Source organism: Gottfriedia sp. ABJ_BB2_2 (assembly GCF_055484705.1).
In genome coordinates this window covers 219,208-242,866 of record NZ_JBVFKR010000003.1, presented here as the reverse complement: position 1 = coordinate 242,866, position 23,659 = coordinate 219,208, and the positions used below count along the sequence as shown (strand labels likewise).

General features: G+C 33.7%; 16 protein-coding genes. 4 read left to right on the top strand and 12 right to left on the bottom strand.

Annotated features, from left to right (window positions below; all coding sequences use genetic code 11):
• Positions 1-166: 166 nt before the first annotated feature.
• Positions 167-1,663 (bottom strand): Ig-like domain-containing protein, encoded by a 1,497-nt coding sequence (locus ACX6U0_RS09790; RefSeq protein WP_464959766.1) that lies wholly within the window; start codon positions 1,661-1,663, stop codon positions 167-169.
• Between the two features lie 69 nt (positions 1,664-1,732).
• Positions 1,733-6,082, bottom strand: coding sequence for a S8 family serine peptidase (locus tag ACX6U0_RS09785; RefSeq protein WP_464959765.1), 4,350 nt, complete (start codon positions 6,080-6,082; stop codon positions 1,733-1,735).
• 633 nt (positions 6,083-6,715) lie between these two features.
• On the opposite strand from ACX6U0_RS09785, the gene ACX6U0_RS09780 reads away from it, so the two are divergent.
• The gene (locus ACX6U0_RS09780) at positions 6,716-8,428 is read left to right on the top strand and encodes a glycosyl hydrolase family 18 protein (protein WP_464959764.1); all 1,713 of its coding nucleotides are present in this window, start codon (positions 6,716-6,718) and stop codon (positions 8,426-8,428) included.
• A gap of 102 nt (positions 8,429-8,530) precedes the next feature.
• On the opposite strand, the gene ACX6U0_RS09775 is transcribed toward ACX6U0_RS09780, so the two are convergent.
• Positions 8,531-8,761 (bottom strand): hypothetical protein, encoded by a 231-nt coding sequence (locus ACX6U0_RS09775; protein ID WP_464959763.1) that lies wholly within the window; start codon positions 8,759-8,761, stop codon positions 8,531-8,533.
• 361 nt (positions 8,762-9,122) lie between these two features.
• A complete protein-coding gene (locus ACX6U0_RS09770; protein ID WP_464959762.1) occupies positions 9,123-10,121 on the bottom strand; it encodes an NAD(P)H-dependent flavin oxidoreductase in 999 nt (332 codons plus the stop codon).
• 516 nt (positions 10,122-10,637) lie between these two features.
• Here ACX6U0_RS09770 and ACX6U0_RS09765 point away from each other — a divergent pair.
• The gene (locus tag ACX6U0_RS09765) at positions 10,638-12,713 is read left to right on the top strand and encodes a carbon starvation CstA family protein (protein WP_464959969.1); all 2,076 of its coding nucleotides are present in this window, start codon (positions 10,638-10,640) and stop codon (positions 12,711-12,713) included.
• Positions 12,706-12,909: a YbdD/YjiX family protein gene (locus ACX6U0_RS09760; protein WP_464959761.1), complete on the top strand. Its 204-nt coding sequence runs from the start codon at positions 12,706-12,708 to the stop codon at positions 12,907-12,909. The genes ACX6U0_RS09765 and ACX6U0_RS09760 overlap by 8 nt, the downstream gene beginning before the upstream one ends.
• A 199-nt stretch (positions 12,910-13,108) precedes the next feature.
• Here ACX6U0_RS09760 and ACX6U0_RS09755 read toward each other — a convergent pair whose 3' ends face one another.
• Positions 13,109-13,675 (bottom strand): hypothetical protein, encoded by a 567-nt coding sequence (locus ACX6U0_RS09755; RefSeq protein ID WP_464959760.1) that lies wholly within the window; start codon positions 13,673-13,675, stop codon positions 13,109-13,111.
• 332 nt (positions 13,676-14,007) lie between these two features.
• On the opposite strand from ACX6U0_RS09755, the gene ACX6U0_RS09750 reads away from it, so the two are divergent.
• Positions 14,008-14,133 carry a hypothetical protein gene (locus tag ACX6U0_RS09750; protein WP_464959759.1) on the top strand — a complete coding sequence of 42 codons (126 nt, stop codon included), beginning with the start codon at positions 14,008-14,010 and terminating at the stop codon, positions 14,131-14,133.
• A gap of 57 nt (positions 14,134-14,190) precedes the next feature.
• Here the strand turns inward: ACX6U0_RS09750 and ACX6U0_RS09745 are convergent, their stop codons facing one another.
• The 7 genes from ACX6U0_RS09745 to ACX6U0_RS09715 form a co-directional block, all read right to left on the bottom strand.
• Complete coding sequence (locus ACX6U0_RS09745) at positions 14,191-17,748, bottom strand: InlB B-repeat-containing protein (protein ID WP_464959758.1); 3,558 nt, start codon at positions 17,746-17,748, stop codon at positions 14,191-14,193.
• 224 nt (positions 17,749-17,972) lie between these two features.
• A complete protein-coding gene (locus ACX6U0_RS09740; RefSeq protein WP_464959757.1) occupies positions 17,973-18,383 on the bottom strand; it encodes a DUF4275 family protein in 411 nt (136 codons plus the stop codon).
• Positions 18,384-18,444: 61 nt separating this feature from the next.
• Positions 18,445-18,687, bottom strand: coding sequence for a DUF2187 family protein (locus ACX6U0_RS09735; protein WP_464959756.1), 243 nt, complete (start codon positions 18,685-18,687; stop codon positions 18,445-18,447).
• A gap of 105 nt (positions 18,688-18,792) precedes the next feature.
• On the bottom strand, positions 18,793-19,602 hold the full coding sequence (locus tag ACX6U0_RS09730) for a metallophosphoesterase (RefSeq protein WP_464959755.1): 810 nt from the start codon (positions 19,600-19,602) through the stop codon (positions 18,793-18,795).
• Between the two features lie 153 nt (positions 19,603-19,755).
• Positions 19,756-20,868 (bottom strand): GerAB/ArcD/ProY family transporter, encoded by a 1,113-nt coding sequence (locus tag ACX6U0_RS09725; protein ID WP_464959754.1) that lies wholly within the window; start codon positions 20,866-20,868, stop codon positions 19,756-19,758.
• Positions 20,868-22,067 (bottom strand): Ger(x)C family spore germination protein, encoded by a 1,200-nt coding sequence (locus ACX6U0_RS09720; protein WP_464959753.1) that lies wholly within the window; start codon positions 22,065-22,067, stop codon positions 20,868-20,870. The genes ACX6U0_RS09725 and ACX6U0_RS09720 overlap by 1 nt, the downstream gene beginning before the upstream one ends.
• Positions 22,060-23,550: a spore germination protein gene (locus ACX6U0_RS09715; protein WP_464959752.1), complete on the bottom strand. Its 1,491-nt coding sequence runs from the start codon at positions 23,548-23,550 to the stop codon at positions 22,060-22,062. Before ACX6U0_RS09715 ends, ACX6U0_RS09720 begins: the two co-directional genes overlap by 8 nt.
• Between the last annotated feature and the right edge of the window lie 109 nt (positions 23,551-23,659).

The window sequence follows — 23,659 nt, the reverse complement described above, 5'->3', positions numbered from 1 at the left end:
TATGTATCCTGACATAAGAACTATTTAGAATTGAATTTATTATGGTCTTTCCTCCTTATATATCGACGATTTAAGGATGATTCTTGAATTTCAAATTTATTAGCCGAAAAAATTGATTTTTACTAAAAAAAAGCTTGTGAATCATTTGAGATCCACAAGCCTTTTTTTACTTACTTACTTTAATAGATTTCGCTTTCCCTACATTTCCTGCTTTATCTTTTACATAAACAACAAGTGTTGTGCCAGATTTTTGGTTTTTAATTTTAATTGAGTACGTTCCTTTACTGTTTGCAACAGCACTTCCAATTACTTTTTTACCTACTTTTACGTAGACAGTTGCACCTGCTTCAGCTTTACCAGTTACTGTTTTAGATGATGCTTTAACTTTATTAATTGTTGGTGTACCTGGTGCTGTTTTATCAAGTACTTTCACTTTCGATACAGTACTAACATTACCAGCTTTGTCTTTTGAAGTGATCAGCAAGACTGTATTTGCTTTTTGAGCAGCAATTGAAATTTTAAAGTTTCCATTTTTATCTGCTGTACCAGTTTTAATCACTTTTGTTCCTGATTTAATTGTGATGATTGAGCCAGCTTCTGCTTTACCTGAGATTACTTTGTCATAGTCCTTTAATGCTGAAACTGTTGGTGCTTTTGGAGCAGTTTTGTCTGCTACAACAATTGCTACTTCATTACTTACTTCACCTTTTGTATCTGTTGCTTTTACATATAAAACAGTACCTTCTTTTATTTTCTTTGATAGTTTGATAGAGAATGCTCCACTTGCGTCAGCAGTAGTTGTTATATTTAATTCTTTCTTATCTGTCACTGATACTGTAGTACCAGCTTTTGCTTTTCCTGAAATGACTGTACTTTCAGATGTAACTGCATTCACAACAGGTGTTTCTAAGCCTGTTGTTGGTGGCTCTGGATCAGTTGGTGGCACAACTGGTCCTGGTGGTGGTGTACCTGGATTTGTTGGTGTTGTTGGAGTAGCTTTTACAACGAATGTTTTCGTTTGACTTGCACTCATACCAACAATTGAAGCTGTTACTGTATATGTACCTGAAGCATTAGCTGGAAGTGTATATGTTGCTGTAAATCCTCCCGCTGCGTTTGATTGAGTACTCATTTTGCTTTCTGTTCCACCATTTACAATTTTAAGACTGACACTTTTACTTGCGGGTTTATTATCAACTGATACATTACCATCTATACGAACCAAACTATTTGGTGAATATTCAGCTTTATCAAATCTTAAGTTACTCACAGCACCTGTTTGAGTTACCCCACCTGAAACTGTGATTTCATTTGTTTTATATACTCCCCCAGCTGTTATTCGAAGAGTATATGTGCCGTTTACAATATTTGTTCCTAGTTTAATATTTGTCGAGATTGCGCCGTTTGTTCCAATATCGCTATCATTCCATTGCTTAACTTCAACTACTTGTCCACTTGGGTTTAATAATTGTAATAATGGATTAGTTCCTTTACCTGCTTGTCCATCCTTTAACACATTACCTGTTACTGCAATTGTTGAGCTCGCTGAATAAGTCACTTTATCAGTTTGAAAATCCACAGTTACTGTTGATGCAAATACTGGCATTACAATTCCAATTGTTAAGACAAAAGTTGTTAACAACATCAATAATTTATTCTTCAAAGTATTCACTCCCTGCATAATTGGTAGGAAGTTAGGGAGGCAAGAAACACCTCCCACTTCTCTACTTACTTAATTCACTGTAAATGATTGTTGAGTACTGCTTTCTGTTAATGGGTTATTATTTTGATCCCATACAAATACTTCAACTTTATATGAACCTTTTTCAAATTCATCCAGTGCAAGATCAACTCCAAATCTATTCATTGATCCTTTCTTTAATGTATTTAGATCAACTTGTTTGAAGAAAACAACTGCTCCTTCAGCGTCTTTCACTTGAACGAATACTGTAGGACTTACTGCATTTTGTCCTAAGTTCTTTAAGTTACCTTTAACACTTACAGTATCACTAGTATTGAAGGTAGATGTTTTGTTACCAGCTCCATCGATTGTAGAAACGCTATTTACAGTGATTGGGAAGTTTACAACTGTAAATGTTTGAGATTTTGATAGAGTTCCATCTTCAGAAGTTAACACTAATGTGTAATTACCATTTTGTGCTAATGCATCTGGAGTGAATGATGATTTGAAAGTCTTACCTTCTGCTCCTTCAAGTTTAACTTCTTTACCGTTTGGATCTACTACTTTTGCATTCCATTTAATTGAAGAAGAAGCTTCAGCAGTAAATTCATAAGGACGGTTTGCACTTACATCTTGAGTTGGTGATGCTGAGAAGTTCGTTACAAATGCAGTAGGTGCAGCTTCACCTTTATAGATGCAAATTGTTTTTGTCACTACATGACCTGTTAAGTCTGTAGCTGTGAACTCAAAGTTATTTTCACCTGGCTCTAAATGTAATGTTACTTTTTGTTCTTTTGTAAGAGCTCTTCTTTCAAATGGCTCATCAAATACTGTTTTGAATTCTTCGCTTCCATTTACTTGTAAACGAAGCTCATCAAAATTATCAGCTACTGTAACAGTTACTTCTGGATCTTGTCCGTCAGCTGCTACGTAGTTATTTTCAGGAACTCCAGTTACATCAACTGTTGGTCCTTCAGTATCAACAATAATTTGACGTCTGAATTCAATATGGTTACCAACTGAGTCTTCACCTTCAAAGTAAATCTCATGAACACCATCTTCAGTAAATGGTATTTGTGTAGCAAACTCATATTCTTTTAATGTTGAGTTGTATTCAAGATCTAAGTTGATTTCTCCACCCTCGATCTTATCGCCTTTCACTTTTAGGTACTCTACTGCTGAACCATCACTTACGTAACCAGATAATGGAACTTCACGAGTATCATAGTATCCTAGAGCTTCTGGAGAGTCAGTAATGATATATGGAATTGTATTATCCCATTTACCAGTTAATGATTGGCCACCAGAGTTATAACCATAGTCATAAGCAATTACTTCAATAGTAGAACCTTCGTTTACTTTACCAACCTTAACTTTAAAGTTTGTTTTTCCTGTAGGGTTAACCTCACCCATTTTTTTACCATCTACATAAATTTCAACTGTTTGTAATCCGCTACCAGAAGCATTATCACTAGCTGTAAAGGATAAGTATCCGGTATTGCTGCTATAAGCTGCATTTGAAACTGTTGGTGCAGTTGTATCAACACGAACTGGAATTTTTACAATTTGTGGAGTTTCACCAGCTAAATCTACTTGAGTTTTTACTTGATAATAGTAAAGACCATCAGCCGTTTTCTTGTTATTAATTAAGCCGTCCCACTGAGTAATCTTTTTATAAGAGTACAGTGAAGCTGCGCCTGCTGAAGCAACAAGATAGTTTTTACGTTGTTCTCCATCTGTTGTAATTTTTCTTAAAGTTGTACCAGCTTGATTCACAATGCTGTATTCAACTGATTTACTATTACGTAAGAATGAAAGAACAGGTGTGATAGCTTCATTTAAGCCATCACCATTTGGAGAGATTGTAATTAAATTCTTGTCATAACCTTTAAATTTATTGAAACCTAAATATTCGCCGTACTCATCAACCATACCAGCATATCCGTAGAATGAGTCAGCATCATAAATCATTCCATCTAATACCGGAGCCTTATTCCAATCACCTTTAAAGCCTACGAATGGAACTGAAATTGCTGGGAAAGGATTTTCTTGTGAGTCATTTGTTAATTTAATGAAACCTTCTACAAAATAACCATTTTCCATTAATGCTTCTAAAGCAGCTTTAGCATTTGTTAAGTCAACTTTTACAGTAATGTCAGCTGATTCACCTGCTAAAAGAGTGATTTTTGGTGTAGCAACTGTTACTTTTGCATCTGAAATCACTTTTTCTTTTAATTGATTATATCCATTTGCAATAGCGTCAGTTAACACTGAAGCATCAACATTATACGTTACATCCTGTTTACTGAAGTTAGTAGCCGTTAATGTCATTGTGAAGGAATCGTTATTGATTTCTTTTAATTCAACTTTACCTTCATTTGTTCCCTTGTTTACAACGTATATTGGTGAAGAGATTGCTGAATGTAATTGCATTAATCCAGCACCTTGGCGACGAGGAGAGTAGTAGATATTATTGTTGTCTGGATCATTTACAGGTTTAGCTGTATTCATTAGAAGTAGTTTTGCGCGTTTTACTTTTTCCGCACCTGTTAGAGTTGGGAATAATTGTTGAACTCTTTGTAATACAAGAGCTGAACCACCTGCTACATGTGGAGCTGCCATTGACGTACCACTCATAACACCATATTTATTGTTATTAAGCGTAGAATAAATTTGGCCACCTGGAGCAGTAATTTCTGGTTTAATACCTAAATCAGGTGTTAATCCCCATGAAGTAAATGTAGACATCCTACCTGCTGCAGTATTTGCTACTTGCATTGGTTTATCTGGGAAGTTAACTTTGGCTGTTCCACCAGCAGCGATAATTTTTTCTTTTAACAAATTACCGTCACTTTGACTTAAAGAAACTAGAGGAATTTTTGGACTTAATAAAGCCATACTTACATAGTCACCATGGGCAGGGTTTCCTCTAACGATTACACCTGTTGCCCCAGCCGCTTCAGCTTGCTGTTGGATTTGACCGTAGTTTGGAGCTGCTGCAGATCTTACTGCAAAGACAACTTTACCTTTTACATTTTTACCTTCGTATTGGGCTGCACTTCCGTCACCAACATACACAACATCTAAATCATTTGTTTTGCCAAATACTTCAACAAAATCTGGAGAATCCTGAGTTTTGTATGCAATTGGTACTGATTCATCACCAAACTTCATCGTCAATTGTTTTAACGTAATCTTACTATTTTCTAAAGAAGCAACCGAAATGGAATTAGTTGATAAACCAGGTGAACCAACTAGTCCAATATCTGGGTTCTCCGCGTATGGATTATCGACACCACTACCAAAGTTTGCGCTATTACCTGCGGAAATGGACATAACAACACCACTATTTACTGCACGGTCAATTGCTTTTTGCTCTGAGTTATTTGAATCTACAAAACCTGCTGTTGATCCTAAACTCATATTCAGTACGTCTGCACCTAATTTAATCGCATCATCAATTGCTTTTATGTAAATATCCCCGAAAGTAGAAGGCATTGCAGGGTCATTACCGAATACTTTGAGCGCTAATAACTGTGCTTCAGGAGCTACCCCTTTGATTCCATCTCCTGATTCATCTCCATTTGCACCTACAGTACCGGCAACATGCATTCCGTGCATCGATGCATCTGGTCCTAGGTCTCTAACTTCACTATTTTTATCAGCGTAGTTATAACCATATGGAACTTTACTTGTATAAAACTTACCTTTTAATCCTTCTTTTGCTACAACTGAATCCACTGACTCTTTAGTTAATTTAGGACTATTTGTTGTCAGTTTCATATCTTTGTGTGTATAGTCGATACCAGTATCAATAACCCCTACTACCATTCCACGTCCATCAAATCCAGCATTCCAAGTTTGGATTGTTTCAACTAGGTCTTTACTAGAAATCATCTGTGGTTTTTCAGTCGGTCTTTGATATTGATTTACAAGACTTACAGATTCAACGTTTGGTAGTTTTTCAAGTTCATCAATTTCTCCAAACTTTACTTCACCACTAAGACCATTCATGACTGTCGTTACTTTGTTTTCAACATCAAAATCAATGTCTTCGATCTTTACATCAGATAAAAATTCATTTTGTTCGCTTTGTACTGCTGTTTGTAATTGTTCTTTTTGCGAAGCAGGAAGATCCTTATATCTTTTCCCTTGTTTAGTAGGTAAAACGATGGCTGGATCACCTTCTAACTCAACAATTACACGCACTTTATCGTTATCATCAAAATGTTGACCCAAATCGATTTTTTGCTGTGGAACAGCTTTAGGCTCTTCAAAATTTGAAGTATCCCCTTCTGACTCTGCATGAACAGAAGTAAGTCCCATACTAACATTAGATAATGTTAATAATGTCGCAACTCCTACTGCCACACTTCTTTGATATTTCTTTCTCTTTTTCACTTGTTTCTCCCCTTTGAATTATAGTGAAATACTAAAACAATCCCCCTTTTCAACAGTTTCATCCAATTGTTAGGTGTATTTTCCTAACTACATAAAAATTACCATGACCTATTTCCCTCGTAAATAGCGGAAAAAAACTCATTTTGTAGAATTTCTCATAAAATTACAAATTTTTACCGACAAAGTTTGATATATTTCTGACATAACTTTAGTTTTTTCCTATGATTCTCCAATTCTCTTTCTTATGAAAAAGTTCACATTTTGAAATACTCGAGATATTTTTCTGATATATTAGACAAAATTCACGAATGGATGACATATAAAAAATGAGAATTCTCTAAAATATCACAAAAATTGATTCAATTAGTTCAAAGATCATTTTTTTGACTTATTATGAGGAAAAAATATTTCTTTTTTTTTCAAAATATAATTAGAAATATGATATAAATCTTTTAAATTTATAGTTAAATGTAGGCACGTATACAAAATGTATACTTTTTTACTAAGTTAATTAAATTCACTTTTGCAGTATAAAATTCTTAGTCCAAAATATTAGATAACTTTCATAAATGATTGGATACATTTTCCTGTTTTTTTTAATACTAAAAAAGATTGAGTTGAAAAGTAGGTGAAGTGGAATTGGAATTGTTTAAGAGATATGAGATTAAGCAGTTAAATGGCGAAACAATTATCATCGTTCATTTATCACCATTTTTAGAAGAGTTTTCAAGCGAATTTGGAACGAACTCTATTAAGAAGATTATTAACTTAAAAAAATCAGCAATTGAGTATATTCAGCAAAATGTACCGCAAATAAAGACTGCAACGATTAGTATTGTGGCTGGTTCGTTTATATTAGCGTCTTTTCCAATGAAAAGCTCTGCACATTCAGCTAATTTTAATATGAGTTATTTATACTTTGGTAACACAGAATCATATCTTTCACAAATTGATCAGACAAAAGGAAATTTAAATCTCGTTGCTCCAAGCTTTTTTGATATTCATCCAAATGGAACACTTAAAGTTACAAATCAGTTTAGTGAAAAATTAGTGAGTGAAGTACATAAACGAAATATGAAGGTTGTACCTTTTCTAAGTAATCATTGGGATCGAGAATTAGGACGAACTGCTTTAGCGAACCGTGAAGCACTTTCCAGTCAAATTGCCAGTTTCATCATGAAAAACAATCTTGATGGTGTAAATGTTGATATTGAAAATGTAACCGATGATGATCGAGATGCCTTCACTGATTTAGTCAGACTACTTCGAAACAAACTACCAAAGGATAAAGAAGTCTCGGTTGCCGTTGCGGCAAATCCCTATGGCTGGACACAGGGCTGGCATGGATCCTATGACTATAAAGCATTAGCTAATTATGCGGATTACTTATTCATTATGGCATATGATGAGCACTATGAAGGTGGAACTGCTGGGCCAGTGGCAAGTAGAGATTGGGTCGACAAATCAATTCAATACGCATTAAACCAAGGTGTATCAAAAGACAAAATTGTGCTTGGCGTACCATTTTTTGGTCGATATTGGAAAGATGGCAGTGCGGTAGGTGGATATGGTGTAGGAGTAAATCAAGTAGAGTCGCTCATTTCGAAATATAAAGGTGTTGTTTCATACGATCAAACTAAACAATCACCAAAAGCAACAATCACGATTAAAAGTGGTGACCCGCTTCCAGTCATTCATGGTAGAACATTGCACCCTGGAACATATGTATTTTGGTATGAAAATCTAACCTCCCTAAAGGCAAAAGTGGATTTGGTACATAAATATGACTTAAAAGGCACGGGTAGCTGGTCACTTGGAGATGAAAACACAGCAATTTGGAGCAATTATAAAAGGTGGATGACAACTCATGACGAAAGAGTCACATCTCCTCCACCTGCCAGAGCTACCACTACTTATCCAATTCTAAAAATTGGCTCAAAAGGTGAAAGTGTAAAAAAATTGCAAATCGCGCTCAAAAAACATCGCTTCTACTTTGGGACTGTGACCGGATTATATGATACGAAAACTAAAAATGCAGTCACAACATTTCAAAAGAAATACCATTTGAAGATTGATGGAATTGCAGGAAAACAAGTACAAACAAAGCTTTATAGCCTACCTACTCCAAAAGTATATGCAAACTTACAACAAGGCTCAAAAGGAAAAAGCGTAGTTGATTTACAAAATGCACTAAAGAAACTCGGATTCTATACTGGATCTACTCACGGTATTTACGACTCAAAAACAAAACAAGCTGTTATTAATTTTCAAAAGAAATATAAATTGAAAGTTGATGGTATTGCAGGGAAGGAAACTCAGACGAAGTTGTTTGGATTGGCGAAATGATGTATGGACCGCTCTGATTGGGGCGGTTTTTTAATATATAATGGCCTTCCTATAAGATTATTTGATAGAATTCAACTTTTATTAAATGTTGAATTTCAGCCTTTAAATCACAAGTAAACCGAAACCTATGAAAACAATTATTAATGTAAGATATCTTCTTAATCCTTTTCTATTTATATAGATCGTATATAAATAGAATGATATACCTCCTAGAATTAAAGCTATTGCAGTTAGAAGCCTTACATCACCAGGTCTATCTGCTAACATATAGAACTCAATACATATAAAACATAACCAAACAATATAACATAATACTTTAAACCAGATATTCATATAACCCTACCTTTATCTTAGACTTTGAAACAAATAAATAACATTAGTCATTTTTACTTAAATAGATCCTCAATCCCATAAGGTGGAACATCCATCATCTTTAATACAACTCCAATACTGACCACGAATAATAAAAATGCAATACTCCACCACATTTTAGTATTTTCTTTCATATAATCACTCCAATCTATATATTCATGATATAGTTTGTGAAAATATTAACATACATACTTAGAATAAAATGATGGAAGTTGTGATCATAAAATGACTATTTTTCAACAAATTTACTAAACACAAAAAAACACTTCGAAAAAATTTTCCGAAGTGTTTTCAAATTAATAAAACGCTTACAAGTTACCTGTTATTTACTAACTGTCGACTTTAATTTTTCAGCCTGTTCATTTAGCTTTTGAACTGCTTCATTATACTCTTCTTCAAGCTCGCTAATAATATCAGCTGCTGGGCTAATTTTTGTAATCGCACCAACTCCATGGCCAGCTGACCATATTTCTTTCCAGGCTTTTGCGCTCGATTCATTTTTCATGCTATCAAATTCTACTTTATCTTTCTTTTTCAATAACGTTGGATCAAGACCGGCTTTTACAATACTCGGAATTAGCATATTTGCTTTTACCCCAGAGAATGCATCTGTCAGAACGATATCGTCCTGTGTAGAATCAACTAGCATTTGACGGTACTCATCATTTGCTAAGCTTTCTTCAGCAACGATAAAGCGTGTTCCCATGTATGCTAAGTCAGCACCTGCAGCTTGAGCAGCTAAAATGCTTTTACCTGTAGAAATCCCACCTGCTAGCACAATAATGCCATCCCAAAATGTACGAACGCTATCCACAAAAGCAAATCCATTGATATTTCCTGCATGACCGCCTGCTCCTGTAGAAACTAGAATCAAACCGTCAACCCCTGCCTCGGCTGCCTTTTTAGCAAACTTCATATCGCTAACATCAGAGAATACTAGTCCACCATAACTATGTACAATGTCAACAACAACCTTCGGACTTCCTAATGAAGTAATAACAAGCTGCGGCTGATGTTTTTTCAACAGTTCAAGCTCTTCTTGCAAACGGCTATATGAACTGTGAACGACCATATTAATCGCCCAAGGTGCAATCTTACGCTCAGGCTCTTTTTCCCTCGCTAAAGCAAGATTCTCATTCAAACTACCCATCCATTGATCAAGTAACTCAATTGGACGTGCATTTGGAGCGGGGAATGACCCAATCACACCATTTAAACATACTGACTCTACTAACTCAGGTCCAGATACTAAAAACATCGGAGCAGAAATGGCTGGCAATTTTAATTGGCTCCACCATTGTTCAGGAATTTTCTTACCCATACAAAACGCCTCACTCTCATACAGAATTTTCTGATTATTACTTAATCTTACATTAGTAAACTATTATTTTCAATCTTCTAAATGTAAAAAAGCATGTTGAATGGTTAATCAGAACTTCCTCCTAATGAATTTGATATATCTATATAGTAAAATTTAACTTTAAAAAAGCCCTACTAAGATAAGACATACTTTTAAAATATTCATATTTACTAATGTATTGTAATGCTTTGGATTCTTTTTATTTTTTACTAGTTGCTAAAAAAATTATTATTAGAAATTTAATTGATCTTCCTAACAAAAAGCTAAAATGTATTTTTTCTAAAATCAAATACATTCCTTAAATAAATGATTAAATAAAATAGTGACAACCATTTCAGTCGAGAACCTAAATCAATCATTTTATCAATTAGTAAGATTGTACTAATTTTGTATTTTATAATAGACCTAAATAATTATTAGAATTTTCATAATTTTAAGATATAATATTACTAAATTTTGGAAAAGGTGGCGATCAGTATAAAAGCGCTTAAATCAATTTTAATCTGGGGATTAATTGCTGCACTTGGAGCAGCAGGATTTGCGGTGATGGCTTTAAATAGCGGAGAAAGTATTAATGCAATTTGGCTTTTAACAGCAGCAGTTTGTGTTTATGCAATTGCTTACCGTTTCTACAGTAGGTTTATTGCGAATAAGGTGTTTCAGCTAGATGACAAACGTAAAACACCTTCTGAAATACATAACGATGGAAAAGACTATGTTCCGACAAATAAATGGGTGCTCTTTGGACACCACTTTGCTGCCATTGCCGGTGCAGGACCATTAGTTGGCCCAATTCTTGCAGCACAAATGGGTTATTTACCTGGAACACTGTGGATTGTAGTAGGTGTTGTTTTAGCTGGAGCTGTTCAGGACTTTATTATTCTTTTCGGTTCCATGCGCCGTAATGGTAAGTCACTCGGTGAAATGATTAAGGACGAAATGGGACGTGTAACAGGAATTATTTCAATGATTGGTATTTTAGGAATTATGGTTATTTTATTAGCCGTATTAGCATTGGTGGTTGTTAAAGCATTAGTAGGCAGTCCATGGGGAATGTTTACCATAGCTGCTACCATTCCAATCGCTATTTTTATGGGAATTTATATGCGTTTTATTCGCCCGGGACGTGTCGGGGAAGCTTCTCTAATTGGTATAATATTGTTGCTTATTTCACTATTCTTAGGACAAACAGTTGCTGAAAACCCAACTCTAGCAGCTATGTTTACCTTTAAAGGTGAAACAATTGCTATTATGATGATTATTTATGGATTTGTAGCATCTGTCTTACCAGTTTGGCTTCTTCTAGCACCACGGGACTATTTGAGTACATTTTTAAAAATTGGTACGATCCTTGGCCTAGCGTTAGGTATCATTATTGTTGCACCAAACCTAGAAATGGCTGGTGTTACAAAATTCATAGACGGTACAGGTCCAGTTTTTGCAGGAAATCTCTTCCCATTTTTATTTATTACAATTGCCTGTGGTTCTGTTTCTGGGTTCCATGCGTTGGTTTCCTCAGGTACCACTCCTAAAATGATTGAACGTGAATCACATGCTCGTCCGATCGGATATGGAGCAATGCTGACAGAATCTTTTGTTGCGGTTATGGCAATGATTGCTGCCTGCGTATTAACACCTGGCGTTTACTTTGCGATTAATAGTCCACCTGCTTTAATCGGAACTGATGTTGTCCAAGCTGCTTCAACTGTTTCGAGCTGGGGCTTTACAATCACTCCTGATGATTTAAAAGCACTCGCAAATGACGTTGGGGAGCAAAGCATTCTTTCAAGAACTGGCGGTGCACCGACGCTAGCAATCGGTATGGCTGTAATATTCTCCAAAGTGATCGGTGGAAAGGCACTAATGGCATTTTGGTACCATTTTGCTATCCTTTTTGAAGCACTTTTTATTTTAACTACGATTGATGCAGGTACACGTGTAGGACGTTTTATGATTCAGGACCTTATCGGGACTGCTTATAAGCCTTTTGCTAGAACGGATGCATTAATTCCTAATATTATCGCAACCGCTCTATGTGTAACGTTTTGGGGTTATTTCTTATACCAAGGTGTTATTGACCCGCTTGGAGGAATAAATACACTATGGCCGCTGTTCGGTATTGCTAACCAAATGTTAGCTGCTATCGCCCTATTACTCGGTACGACGATCCTCTTTAAAATGGGCAAAAAAGCATATGTTTGGGTAACATTGCTTCCAACAACATGGCTGTTAATCGTCACTCTAACTGCAGGCTGGCAAAAATTATTCCATGAAAATCCTAAAATTGGATTCCTTGCCCATGCTAACATTTTTAAAGAGGCCTATAATGATGGAAAAGTACTAGCACCTGCAACATCGCCAGCACAAATGAAACAAATTCTGGTAAATGATTATCTTGATGCCACACTATGTGTTATTTTTATGGCAGTTGTCATTACAGTATTAATTTCAGCAATCAGGATTTGGTTTAAAGTACTGACAAACCACAAATTACCGTTGCATGAGACAGCTCCTGTTCCTCGCGATGGAGGAGATTTTACAAATTATGCTTAACAAATTAAAGGAAATTTTTTCGTATAGAAAGCAATTCCTTAGTCTTCTTGTTGGCGTTCCAAGCTACGAAACATACGTGGAGCATATGAAAAAATGCCATCCCGATGATACAGTGAAAACCAGAAAGGAATTTTTCTGTGAAGCTCAAGAAGCTCGTTACAACGCTAAAGGCGGTAAGGTTTCTAGGTGTTGTTAACAAAAAATCAATTTTTCATATTACTAAGAATAAAGTTGGTATGAAACTTAATAACGGGTTCTCTTCTGGGGGACAAAAGATAAAAATAATAAATAAATTAGCATTATTTTAACACATAAAAAAGCATTGGAATTCGCTCCAATGCTTTGTTTTTTTATTTACCTTTCTACAAAAAAATATAAATCTTCGACTCTTATTTTTATTTTTTTAATTTAAAATTAGCAATTTCTTTTCCACCTGATGTTACGATTATAGAACCATCTAAAGCATTTCCTTTTAGTTTTTCTAGTTTGTCTGTTGACGGAACTCTCACAGGAATTTCAGAAGTTTCCTCTGTTACACCTAATTCAAATGTTAGAATGTATTTTCCAATCTTATTAGATTTAATTTCACCATCAAACTGAACACCATAACCTAAGCCCGTTTCATAATAAGACGAAGGATTAAATATATTAAATCCCACTATACCTTCTGTAATAGTAGCTAATTTTTTGCTAGGAACAAACTTTACCTTTAAAGTTGTATCTACTGTTCCTCCGATTTTTCGATTTCCATTATTTTTAATTTTAAATTCATAGAGTAAAGCTGTTGGAATAACCTCTTGTCCCTTTTTATCACCTTCTGTTAAGATGATTGAACCAACATATTTTTTATCTTTAACAATGTCAACTTTTTTACTTACAAGGTCTAAAGATGGCTTAGATGAACAGGCAGTTAAGAGAACAAGTAGCAATGTTGTGCTTAAAAGTTTAATAAACAATTTCATAATTTATCCCCCTCAATCAATTCCATTCACGCTAATTCTATCATAATATTTCCATTTTTTAGAAAAATTACCTTAAATATAAAATATCCTCATTCGTAAATATTTTATTCGCTATACCTTAAGGAAGCGATCGTGTTAGCTTTCGCTTATATTCTGTATGATAAGTCAAACAAAAGTTGTACTATCTTTACTCTTATTTTTTTATTTATCTTTTCATTTAGTTTCTGAACAGAATAAAATTTCAATTTAAATGTTCACCATATTTAAGGATAGTTTTTTTTATCAGTGGGAAATATGAATATGATATCAAATCGTGATAAGGAGAATGAAAAATGAACAAAGAATTAAGTAATGAAGATTTTCATATTGCTCATTTGACTGATGATGCGAAAAGTAAAATAGAAAACTTGGAAGATGAGTTAAGCGTTACATTAGTTGCTTATGAGTGTGAAAAGTGAAGAATTTATATACCTGAGAATAAAAAAAGAGAATCTAATTAGATTCTCTTTTTCCAACTAATAAGTCTTTCCACTAACTACATTACTATAGTAACTATAAATTTTCTTTCCATTTACAATTCGATAGGATTTCATTTTATAGTAATACGTTTTACCTGTTGATACTTTGTAATTTATATAACTTAAGGTTGTGTTTTTGGTCGTGGCAGCTAATTTTGTGTAGGTTCCAGTTTGACTAGTTCCTCTGTATATTTCATAACCGCTAGCTTCGCTTACTTTATTCCAAGTTAATTTGATTGAAGTACTACTAGATCTTGTAGCTTTTATATTTGTTGGCATCGCTAAGACCGGTGCAGCTCCAACAATAGTTGAATATGAACTATAAACTTTTGTTCCATTATTGTTGCGATATACTCTTATTTTATAATAATAAGTTCTTCCAGTTGTTAAGCTTCCGTTTATATAACTATTTGAACTCCCGCTAAGTGTTGTGATTTTACTGAATGTACCTGTCTTTGAAGTTGAACGATAGATTTCATACCCACTTGCTTCACTCACTTTCCCCCAGGTTACATTCACTTTATTGTATCCCACTGAAACTACCTTAGATGAGGTAATAGAAGTCAAAACTGGTTTTGCAAATACTACATTGGAAAACGTACTATAAACTTTTTTTCCATTAAAAACTCGGTATGTTCTTATTTTATAATAATAGTTTTTATTTGAAGTTAGATTCGTATTTATATAGCTTAGCGTCGAACTATACTCTAGCGAAGCAATATTACTATAAGTACCTGAAAGTGCAGTTGATCGATAAACCTCATATCCATCTGCTTCTCCTACTTCATTCCAACTTACTTTTACTTTATTAAAACCAGCTACGGTTGCCTTTGGTGCCGTTACAGTTGGTAATACTGGTTTTGCACTGACAATAGATGAGAATGAGTTGTAAACCTTGATTCCGTCAATTAGTTTATACGCTCTTACTTTATAATAATACGTTGTTCCTGATGTTAAATTCTCATTTAAATAATTAGTACCATTACCGTCTATATATGGAGTTAAATTACTATAACTACCTGTCAAAGAAGTAGCCCGGTATAGCTCATAGCCAGTAGCACCACTGACTTCATTCCAGCTAATTTGTACGCTATTAAAACCTTCTACTGTAGCTTTTAGAATAGAACTGGGACCCAATGCTGGTTTTCCACTATAAACTGAGGTAAAAGGACTAAAAACTTTATCCTGATCAATGATTTTATATGACCTAATTTTATAATAATAAGTTTTCCCAGTATCTAGGAATACATCAGTGTACTGACTAGTACTTCCAGTTTGGACTTCCATTCCGTAATTAAACGGACCGTCAATCGTTGTACTCCTATAAATTTCATAACCCGAAGATCCGCTCACTAGATCCCAGTTTATAGATAGTTTGTTGTAATCAACAGATGCAATCTTTATATTTAATGGAATATCTGGCGTTTTTTCAAATCGAGCATAAAGATTTTCATCTTGTTTAATAGGTGTATATACTTCAAATTTTGATTGATAATTTTTGTCAGTAAACCATCCCATAAAAGTATATCCTTCTTTAACGGGTACTTCACGGGAGACATTTGACCCATAGTATGTGACCTCTTGTCCCAAAGAATTTCCATCCCCATCAAAGTACGAAACAGTGTACTTGTTTATATCATATTTTGCTGTAATCGTTACATTTGATTTTATTGATGAAAAATCCTTATCCCATCCAATGAATGTTTGTCCTTCTCTAACCGGAACATCAGGTGCAGTTGCGGTATCACCATCTAAAACTGTTTCCGTTTTTAAAACTGTTCCATCATTGCTTTTAAACGTAACAATATATTCTCTTTTGACTGTTATACTAAAATCACTTCGTAATCCATCATAATAGACAGGTACATATTGATACCCAAGATAATGATTAGAAAATCCATTTATCATATCTTTTGTTACATCTACTTCAAACTCATTTCCAAAATTCGATCTAACTGTTAACACTGCTCCAGTCGGGTCGACTTCCTCTCCTAGTGCATAGACCGTTTTTAAAGGTTTTGTTTTGATATCAGAATAAATATTTTCTTCGTTACCACTAAATGTCGTATTTCTTAATTTTGGAAGCTTGAAATCTTTTGAATGATCAATTTCCCAAACAGAATTAAAATCGAAGTTTTGATAGGAACTCATTTGTTTCATTTCTTCTAAAGTTTTCCGCTCGGTACCTTCTTCAGAACCCGTACCAACAGCATGTGTATTGTTACTAAAAAAGTAACTATTCTCAATTATACCTTCATAGTCCGCTGCAATTGCACCAGATTGGTTATAATAGGAACTAATAATTCTACCTGAATTGTAACTATTTTGAATCGATGAATTTTCACCATGACTAATGATTCCAGCAGTATCAATACTACCTCTTATACTTCCAATATTATAACTATCGCGCACATGTGAAGATGATGACCATCCATAGATCCCACCTGCCCAGTTTCCTACGATATTTCCTGCATTATATGATTGTGAAGTGTAAGAATTAGATACTGTTCCAACAATTCCACCTACACTCCATGCCCCAATAATTTCTCCAGTATTAAAACTATTTAAAATAGAAGAATTTGTGCTCAAAGAACCTACTAAACCTGCGACATTACCGGACTTTATCGTACTTCTTACACTTCCATAATTTGCGCTTTTTTTAATTGAAGTAGTAGATGCTGAACCAGAAATCCCACCCCCATTTGAATAGGAAGTTGCTGTCGTAATATTTCCTTTATTATAACTTTCACTAATTGTTACATTGTTACTCGTACCAGTAATTCCACCTGCCGTATTACCATTTGAATGATCTTTATTGATATCACCTAAATTATAAGTATTCAAGATATCTGTCCAACTAACCTTACCGGCTATTCCGCCTGTAGCACTTTTCCCTTTTATCTCAGCAGTATTATAACTATTTGAAATCACTGAATGTACACTTGTTGAACCAGAAATTGAAGCGATTAATCCACCAGCATAGCTACTAGTATAAGAAATAGCGCGCACTGGATTCTCATTATACGAATTCGTTATTTCAACATTTGTCCCATAAGCAATTATTCCACCAGCATAAACATTACTATTAGTACTATCAAGCGATGTACTTTCTGCATCAATCGATCCATTTACTAAACCAAGATTAACAATCTTTGAATTCAAAGAATAGCCAATTAAGCCTGCGTAAACTTCTTGATCAGAAACAATATTTATATGCAGACCAATGATTTTAAATCCGTTTCCATCTAATATCCCTTTGAAAGGGCTACTCTTTGAACCAATCGGTTCCCATCCAAAGCCATTATGATCAAATTTGCCTCCGTTACTAGTAGCCACAGTCAAATCAATATCATTCATTAATATGTATTTACCACTTAAATTGTTTCGGATATTATGTAAATCTTCTTCACTATATATCCCAATATACCCCTCAGGTACCTGTGTCAGTGAAGTCACAGTATTAGTTAAATCTGCAGCATGAACTTTCGTTTGAATATTTACAGGAGCTAACTGCAAACATAAAAAAATTATTAATAACCAAGCTGTCTTCTTCAAATGTAATGTCCCCTTTTGCTTTTACCATGTTGTGTAATAATTTTTCTATCATGATTTGTATTAACTTAAAACTAGGTTAACCTTATTATTTTAACATAGTTTTATAGAGTATTAATTAGTAACAATTGACTAGGTATTATGTACTGAAGACAACTCAAGATTTTTTTGAACAACAAAAAGAGAGTTGTTAGCATTAACAACAACTCCCTAATAACCATTTTAATCTAGTCTTTCCGTATAAAGTAAGGACCTAAATCGCTTTCATGTGTCATAATAAAAGTCCATTTAGAATCCCAATCCATAATATATATATCACTATAGTACATATGATTTTTGTTGTACGGTAGCTCATCGATTGTAAATAGTTTTGCATTTTCAATCAAATAGGCTTCATCTATATTTTGATAAAAAATGAGACACTTAGACTTTAAGTGTTGTGTAAAGGATTCAATTGCTTCTTCTCCTTCAAAACAATTAACCTTACGCCAACTACATAAGTGCCACAAAAATCCATCCATTCCTATTTCTAATTGTTCTTCATTAGATAGGTGATTTGCAAAACTAATACGCCATTTATTTCGTAAATAGTTTCCCCATTGATGAATTTCAATGAACTTTAACTTTTGGAATCTCAATCATTTAACTCCTTATTGATTATTCCAGTCTACTACTAAATAAGTCTTAAATAATACCTACTTAAGCAACTGAAATAATTTTATATCTTCTATGATTCACAACAGTATGCTCAGTTTCATAGTAACCCACATGATTTTTATCATTACTCATATCAACGATAACCGAATTTGTCATCACTTTCGTCACAATGCCTTTTAATAAAATCGGCATCAATTCTCTTTGTTTGTTTTCAATTGACATAAATTCTATTTCATCACCAGGTTTTACATTCGTATTAGGTAATTGATTATTATTTTTATTCATTATTTCCACACCTTTATAAGTATTTAATTCAATTATATAGAATATTACAAATGTTAAAAAGTGAGTAATCTACTAAAAATAAAAAACTTTTTTACTATTTCTACATTAAACTTCTAAAATAACGCAACTTTCTTCTAACATAACTTGTAAATCTCGATCAAAGAACTCAATTCCATAATAACCTAATGGCGTACAAATATACGTACAACCATCTTTTTCTACACTTCCAAAACGCTTATGTGTATGACCAAAAATACAATGTGTCACATTTTCATATCTTTTGATACATTCACCTATTTTTTTTGAACCCATATAAGCATTACAAAGGTTCCAAAATCGATCTGATTTCCAGACTAAAAAATCTTCCCGGGGAATAAAGTGATTCACCAAAATAACTTGTTTAGATTCATATTGTTTTAGTTTCTCTTCCATTCGAATTAAACAGTCGTTCAGATACTCTTTATCACTTGATGTAAGATGCGTATAACGCCCATCCCAATTCGTATCCTTAAACCCTTTAATATCTTCCTCTGATAAATTCATTTCATCGATAAAACTATAGTCATACCAACCACTGTCACCGACAATAACTACATCATTTGTTAACTCGATCGAATGATGAATTAAACATGACGGATGCTTTGCAAGCTCTTCAATCGCATGAGTAGATTCTCCCTCACCGTTAGCCCAAACATCATGATTTCCTGGAATAAAGTATATCGGAATACCAGTAGCTTTTTGCACATGATCGATAAAGTTTAACGTAACTTGAACTGAATTACTGATATCACCAGCAATTAAAACACAATCGGCCTCTTTCTTCTTCACAAAAGTAATAAACTCTTCATCAAATGCTATGCCTAGCTTTTTTTCATTGAAGTCAATGTGAAGATCACTACAAATACATATCTTCATACTTTACCTCCTTGCTTACACTTGTAAAATACGAGTATCCTATTTAATTATAACAAATTTTGGAAATTAATGGAGAATTGAGTGTAAGAAAGTATATCGAAAATAAAAAGAGAATCTAAAATAGATCCTCTTTTTTGCCTCAACTATCTTCAATTATTGTGCTTTACTAAGCATTTTTGAAAATTGACTTCTAAATAATTTCATTAGAAAAATGAACGGAATATATAAGTAAAGGAAGTAAAATCCAACGTTTGAAATAAATTTACCTAGTTTATCAACCTCAACGAAGTTTTCAATAAAGGTAGCAGCTACAATCATAACAACAATGAAAAAAGCTAGAGAGATTTTTGGTTTAAAATGGTTGGAATTAGAAATTCTTTTTAAAATTCTTGTACAAGCCCAAATCGGGATGCACAGTGTAGGAATAATGACTAATATCCAAATGAAGATAAAAATATATTCAAATCGTTCAATAAATGGCAATTCGATGATCTTTGTCATGAATAATGTCGCCCAAGTAGCATGTTGGAGTGTATCTTGATTGATATACATAAAGCTAACAACTAGAACGATTAAATATAAAACTGTTGATATACCATTCGCTAAATGTGCCCATTTTTGACTTTTTTTAGCACCTTTTATAAAAGGATAATACATAAAAATCCATTCAAACCCTACAAAGAGAAGAACAGACGATTTTGTAGAAAGTAGAATTTCTTTAACAGTGTGATTAAAAACAGGCAATAACAGGCGCGGATTCATATATTGTAGTGGAAAGTAAAGGAGCAATAGTAAAAAAGCAGGTATGATTACTCCCCAAACACTAAATCCGGTTAGGATTCGGAATCCTCCAGATACAATATAATAAATCATGACACCCAATACCAAAGCCAATTGCCAAGTTTTAATCGTTGGAAAGACCCATACTTGAATGATTTGGATATATGTACGAAATACAGTAAATGCTGATAGTAGAAAATAGAATAAAACGAAAATCGATAATATATTCCCGATGACTTGTCCAAAACAAAAATCATGAACAGCAACTAAATCATTATGTTTTTCATCAAGTGTTTGATAGATTAACCAAATTAATATATGAATAGAGAGTCCTGCTATGATGAGTGATAACCAAGCATCTTGCTGGGCATCTTTACTGATTTCACGTTGAAAACTAAGAATTCCAATTCCAATTTGAGAGGAATGGACTAAATAAAATGTGAAAAAAGTTGAAACGAGAAATTGTTCCTTTACAATATTTTTCACTATTCACCCACTCCCAACTGACGTAAATTTAGATCTGTTTTTACAGAAAATTTCATTTTAGGATAAATCGTTTGATAAAATTCTTTTTCATTCCATTCTTTACTTTCGCTTCGATAAATAATACCAAAACCAAACGGATCAACTTCATTTTGTTGAAGCTTTTTTAGTAAAGCTTCAGTATCTTTTGCGATGATTTTTTCCATACTTTTTTTCAAGTAATGATAGTCTTCTTTTTTTTCTATATGTATTGATTCTGGTACACCCTTTAATTCCACATTCAATGTTACATTCAGGTTGATTGTATTTTCATTCCCCTTTTTATGTAGGGTAACTTTATGGTTACCATATAAGGACTTTAACGCAAAATTGTTTTCATTCCCTGGTCGTTTATCATGATGATTCCCTTGCGTTTTGTCATTATTTTGGTTCTGTTGTTTTTTGTTATCTTTCCCTTTTTGATTATCCTGATTGTCCTTTATTGGAAGTGTTATATCATAATATCCACTTTTATTTTTATCCTTCATTAGTTTAAAAAGAAACGCTTCTTTGTTAGAAATCGTTAATTTCAGCTTATCTCCTTTAAAAATACTTAATCCACTAACTACTAATTGATTCGCATTGTCAAAACTGATATTTGGAAGGTAAATATCAATCCCAGTTCCATAATATTGACTGGTTAATGTATGTGTATTTGTTTCAGGTGTACCCTCATGTTTTACACTCGTTTCGAGTAAATTTGAAAGAGAAAGCGGAGGTGCAGTTTTTAATCCATTAATAATGTCTTCTGCCTTCGTATCACTGACAACAAAGGTAATGTTACCAATCGTTGCATCCTTGCAAATGGTTTCTAATACTCTAGAAATACCTGCTTTACTATAGGAATCACCAAAAACGAATGTTCTGATCTGACCAAGAACAATTTGATTTTGTGATTTATGCCCCAAATTAGACTTTAAAGTGGAAGGATTATCTGCCGCTGTTTTAATGACGCTCGCCTTATTACTATTCGTATAGTTAGGATACAAAACTGTAGCTGTCAGCTTCCCCTTTTCTTCATCAATTCCAATCGTGTGCGTGATTCCTAATTCATCTATAATACTTCTTGGGACACAGCCAGAAAGCATCGTACAAAAAACCATTAAGACTAATATCATAATGATGAACTTCGATTTCATGTATGAAGCTTTCATGCTATTCATCATTCAAGTCTCCTTTGGGTTTCTTTTTCTTTTTTACACGATATTTTAAAGATTCCTCTGGGCGAAGGTATTCAGGTCTTTTGTTAATAAATTTAAAAGATGAGCGAATAAATGTATCTGCTAATGCGTTTCGTCTAAAAGGATACAGTGGAACCAAATATGGTGTTCCGAATGATTTCAATCTAAATAAATGAGCTAATAAGAAAACGAAGCCCAAAATAATCCCTAATCCGCCCAAAAAGGATGCCAATATGATAAATACAAATCTTAATACACGTATCGTATTAGACATAACAAAAATTGGTGTTGTAAAGGATGAAAGTGCTGACAAAGCGACAATAATTAAGAGAATATTACTAGTTAACGCAGCAGCTACTGCAGCTTGACCAATTACAATCCCGCCAACAATTCCTAGTGTTTGTCCAACCTTAGTTGGTAATCTGGCTCCCGCTTCCCGTAATAACTCTATCGTTAATTCCAAAAATATAACTTCTAAAATAGGTGGAAATGGTACATTTGCTCTCGACTCAATTAATGGACCTAATAAATCCTTAGGAATCACTTCATAATGAAACGTTAAAACCGCCACATAAATTGACGAAGTAAAAATCGAAAAAAATACGCCCATGAAACGAATGAAACGAAAAAATGATCCTAAAACCCAATTCAAATAATAATCTTCCGGTGAAATAAAAAAATCAAATAAAGTTGAAGGTCCTGAAATAGCATAAGGTGTTCCATCACTAAAAATGGCGATTTGTCCACTCACAATGGTATACGTTATCCGATCGATTCTCTCAGTCGATAAATAAAGTGGGAATGGCGTATTTTGATTATCCCTAATGACTTGGTCAAGTAGAGAAGTATCCCAAACAATGTCAATATCTATATCTGACAATCTTTCTCTAACAGTGTTAATATGTTGCTTGCTTGTTATGCCATCCATATAAACAATCATCACTCGGGTCTTTGATAAAGAGCCAATCAGAATTTCTTCAATGACAAGCTTAGGAGAATTAATCTTTCTCCTTAATAGGTTCATATTCGTATCAATGTCTTCAACAAAACCCATTTTTGGGCCAACAACACTAAACTCATTCTCTGAATCATTAAATTGTCTTAGCCCAGTTTGGCAGCTATTTATATTGATTAATAGAAAATTAGACGTATCGTTTTCAATTTGTACAATTAATTGACCTTTATAAAGCTTATTCTCAATTTCAGCAATATCTTTTGTAATACTCATCTCTGAAAGTGGTAATAAATCTTCTAGGTCTTGTAATGACTTTATCTCAAGATTCTTATCTTTTACGTTAAGGTTTGAAAGAAATGAAGTTTGCATCAGTTCATGATTCACTAAAGTAGAAAAGTATGAAATGAGAACTTTTGTATTGTTAACCCTATTTTCTATTTGACTGAAGTCCCTTGATTTTTTCGCAAGTTTCATTAACTTCTCAAAAGTCATCGTGTTTTGATCAACCATAATATGTCCACCTAAATTCCATAATATGGGTTATTATTTGTTATGACTTTCTTATGTATGCATTGCATTTTTATTTATATTCAAATAAAAAAACCGAAAGCACTTAATT

Coding starts and splice junctions, on each gene's coding strand:
- ACX6U0_RS09775 (WP_464959763.1), bottom strand. CDS start 8,761: ATGAATATCTGGTTTAAAGTATTATGTTATATTGTTTGGTTATGTTTT.
- ACX6U0_RS09770 (WP_464959762.1), bottom strand. CDS start 10,121: ATGGGTAAGAAAATTCCTGAACAATGGTGGAGCCAATTAAAATTGCCA.
- ACX6U0_RS09760 (WP_464959761.1), top strand. CDS start 12,706: ATGCTTAACAAATTAAAGGAAATTTTTTCGTATAGAAAGCAATTCCTT.
- ACX6U0_RS09755 (WP_464959760.1), bottom strand. CDS start 13,675: ATGAAATTGTTTATTAAACTTTTAAGCACAACATTGCTACTTGTTCTC.
- ACX6U0_RS09750 (WP_464959759.1), top strand. CDS start 14,008: ATGAACAAAGAATTAAGTAATGAAGATTTTCATATTGCTCATTTGACT.
- ACX6U0_RS09735 (WP_464959756.1), bottom strand. CDS start 18,687: ATGAATAAAAATAATAATCAATTACCTAATACGAATGTAAAACCTGGT.
- ACX6U0_RS09730 (WP_464959755.1), bottom strand. CDS start 19,602: ATGAAGATATGTATTTGTAGTGATCTTCACATTGACTTCAATGAAAAA.
- ACX6U0_RS09720 (WP_464959753.1), bottom strand. CDS start 22,067: ATGAATAGCATGAAAGCTTCATACATGAAATCGAAGTTCATCATTATG.
- ACX6U0_RS09715 (WP_464959752.1), bottom strand. CDS start 23,550: ATGGTTGATCAAAACACGATGACTTTTGAGAAGTTAATGAAACTTGCG.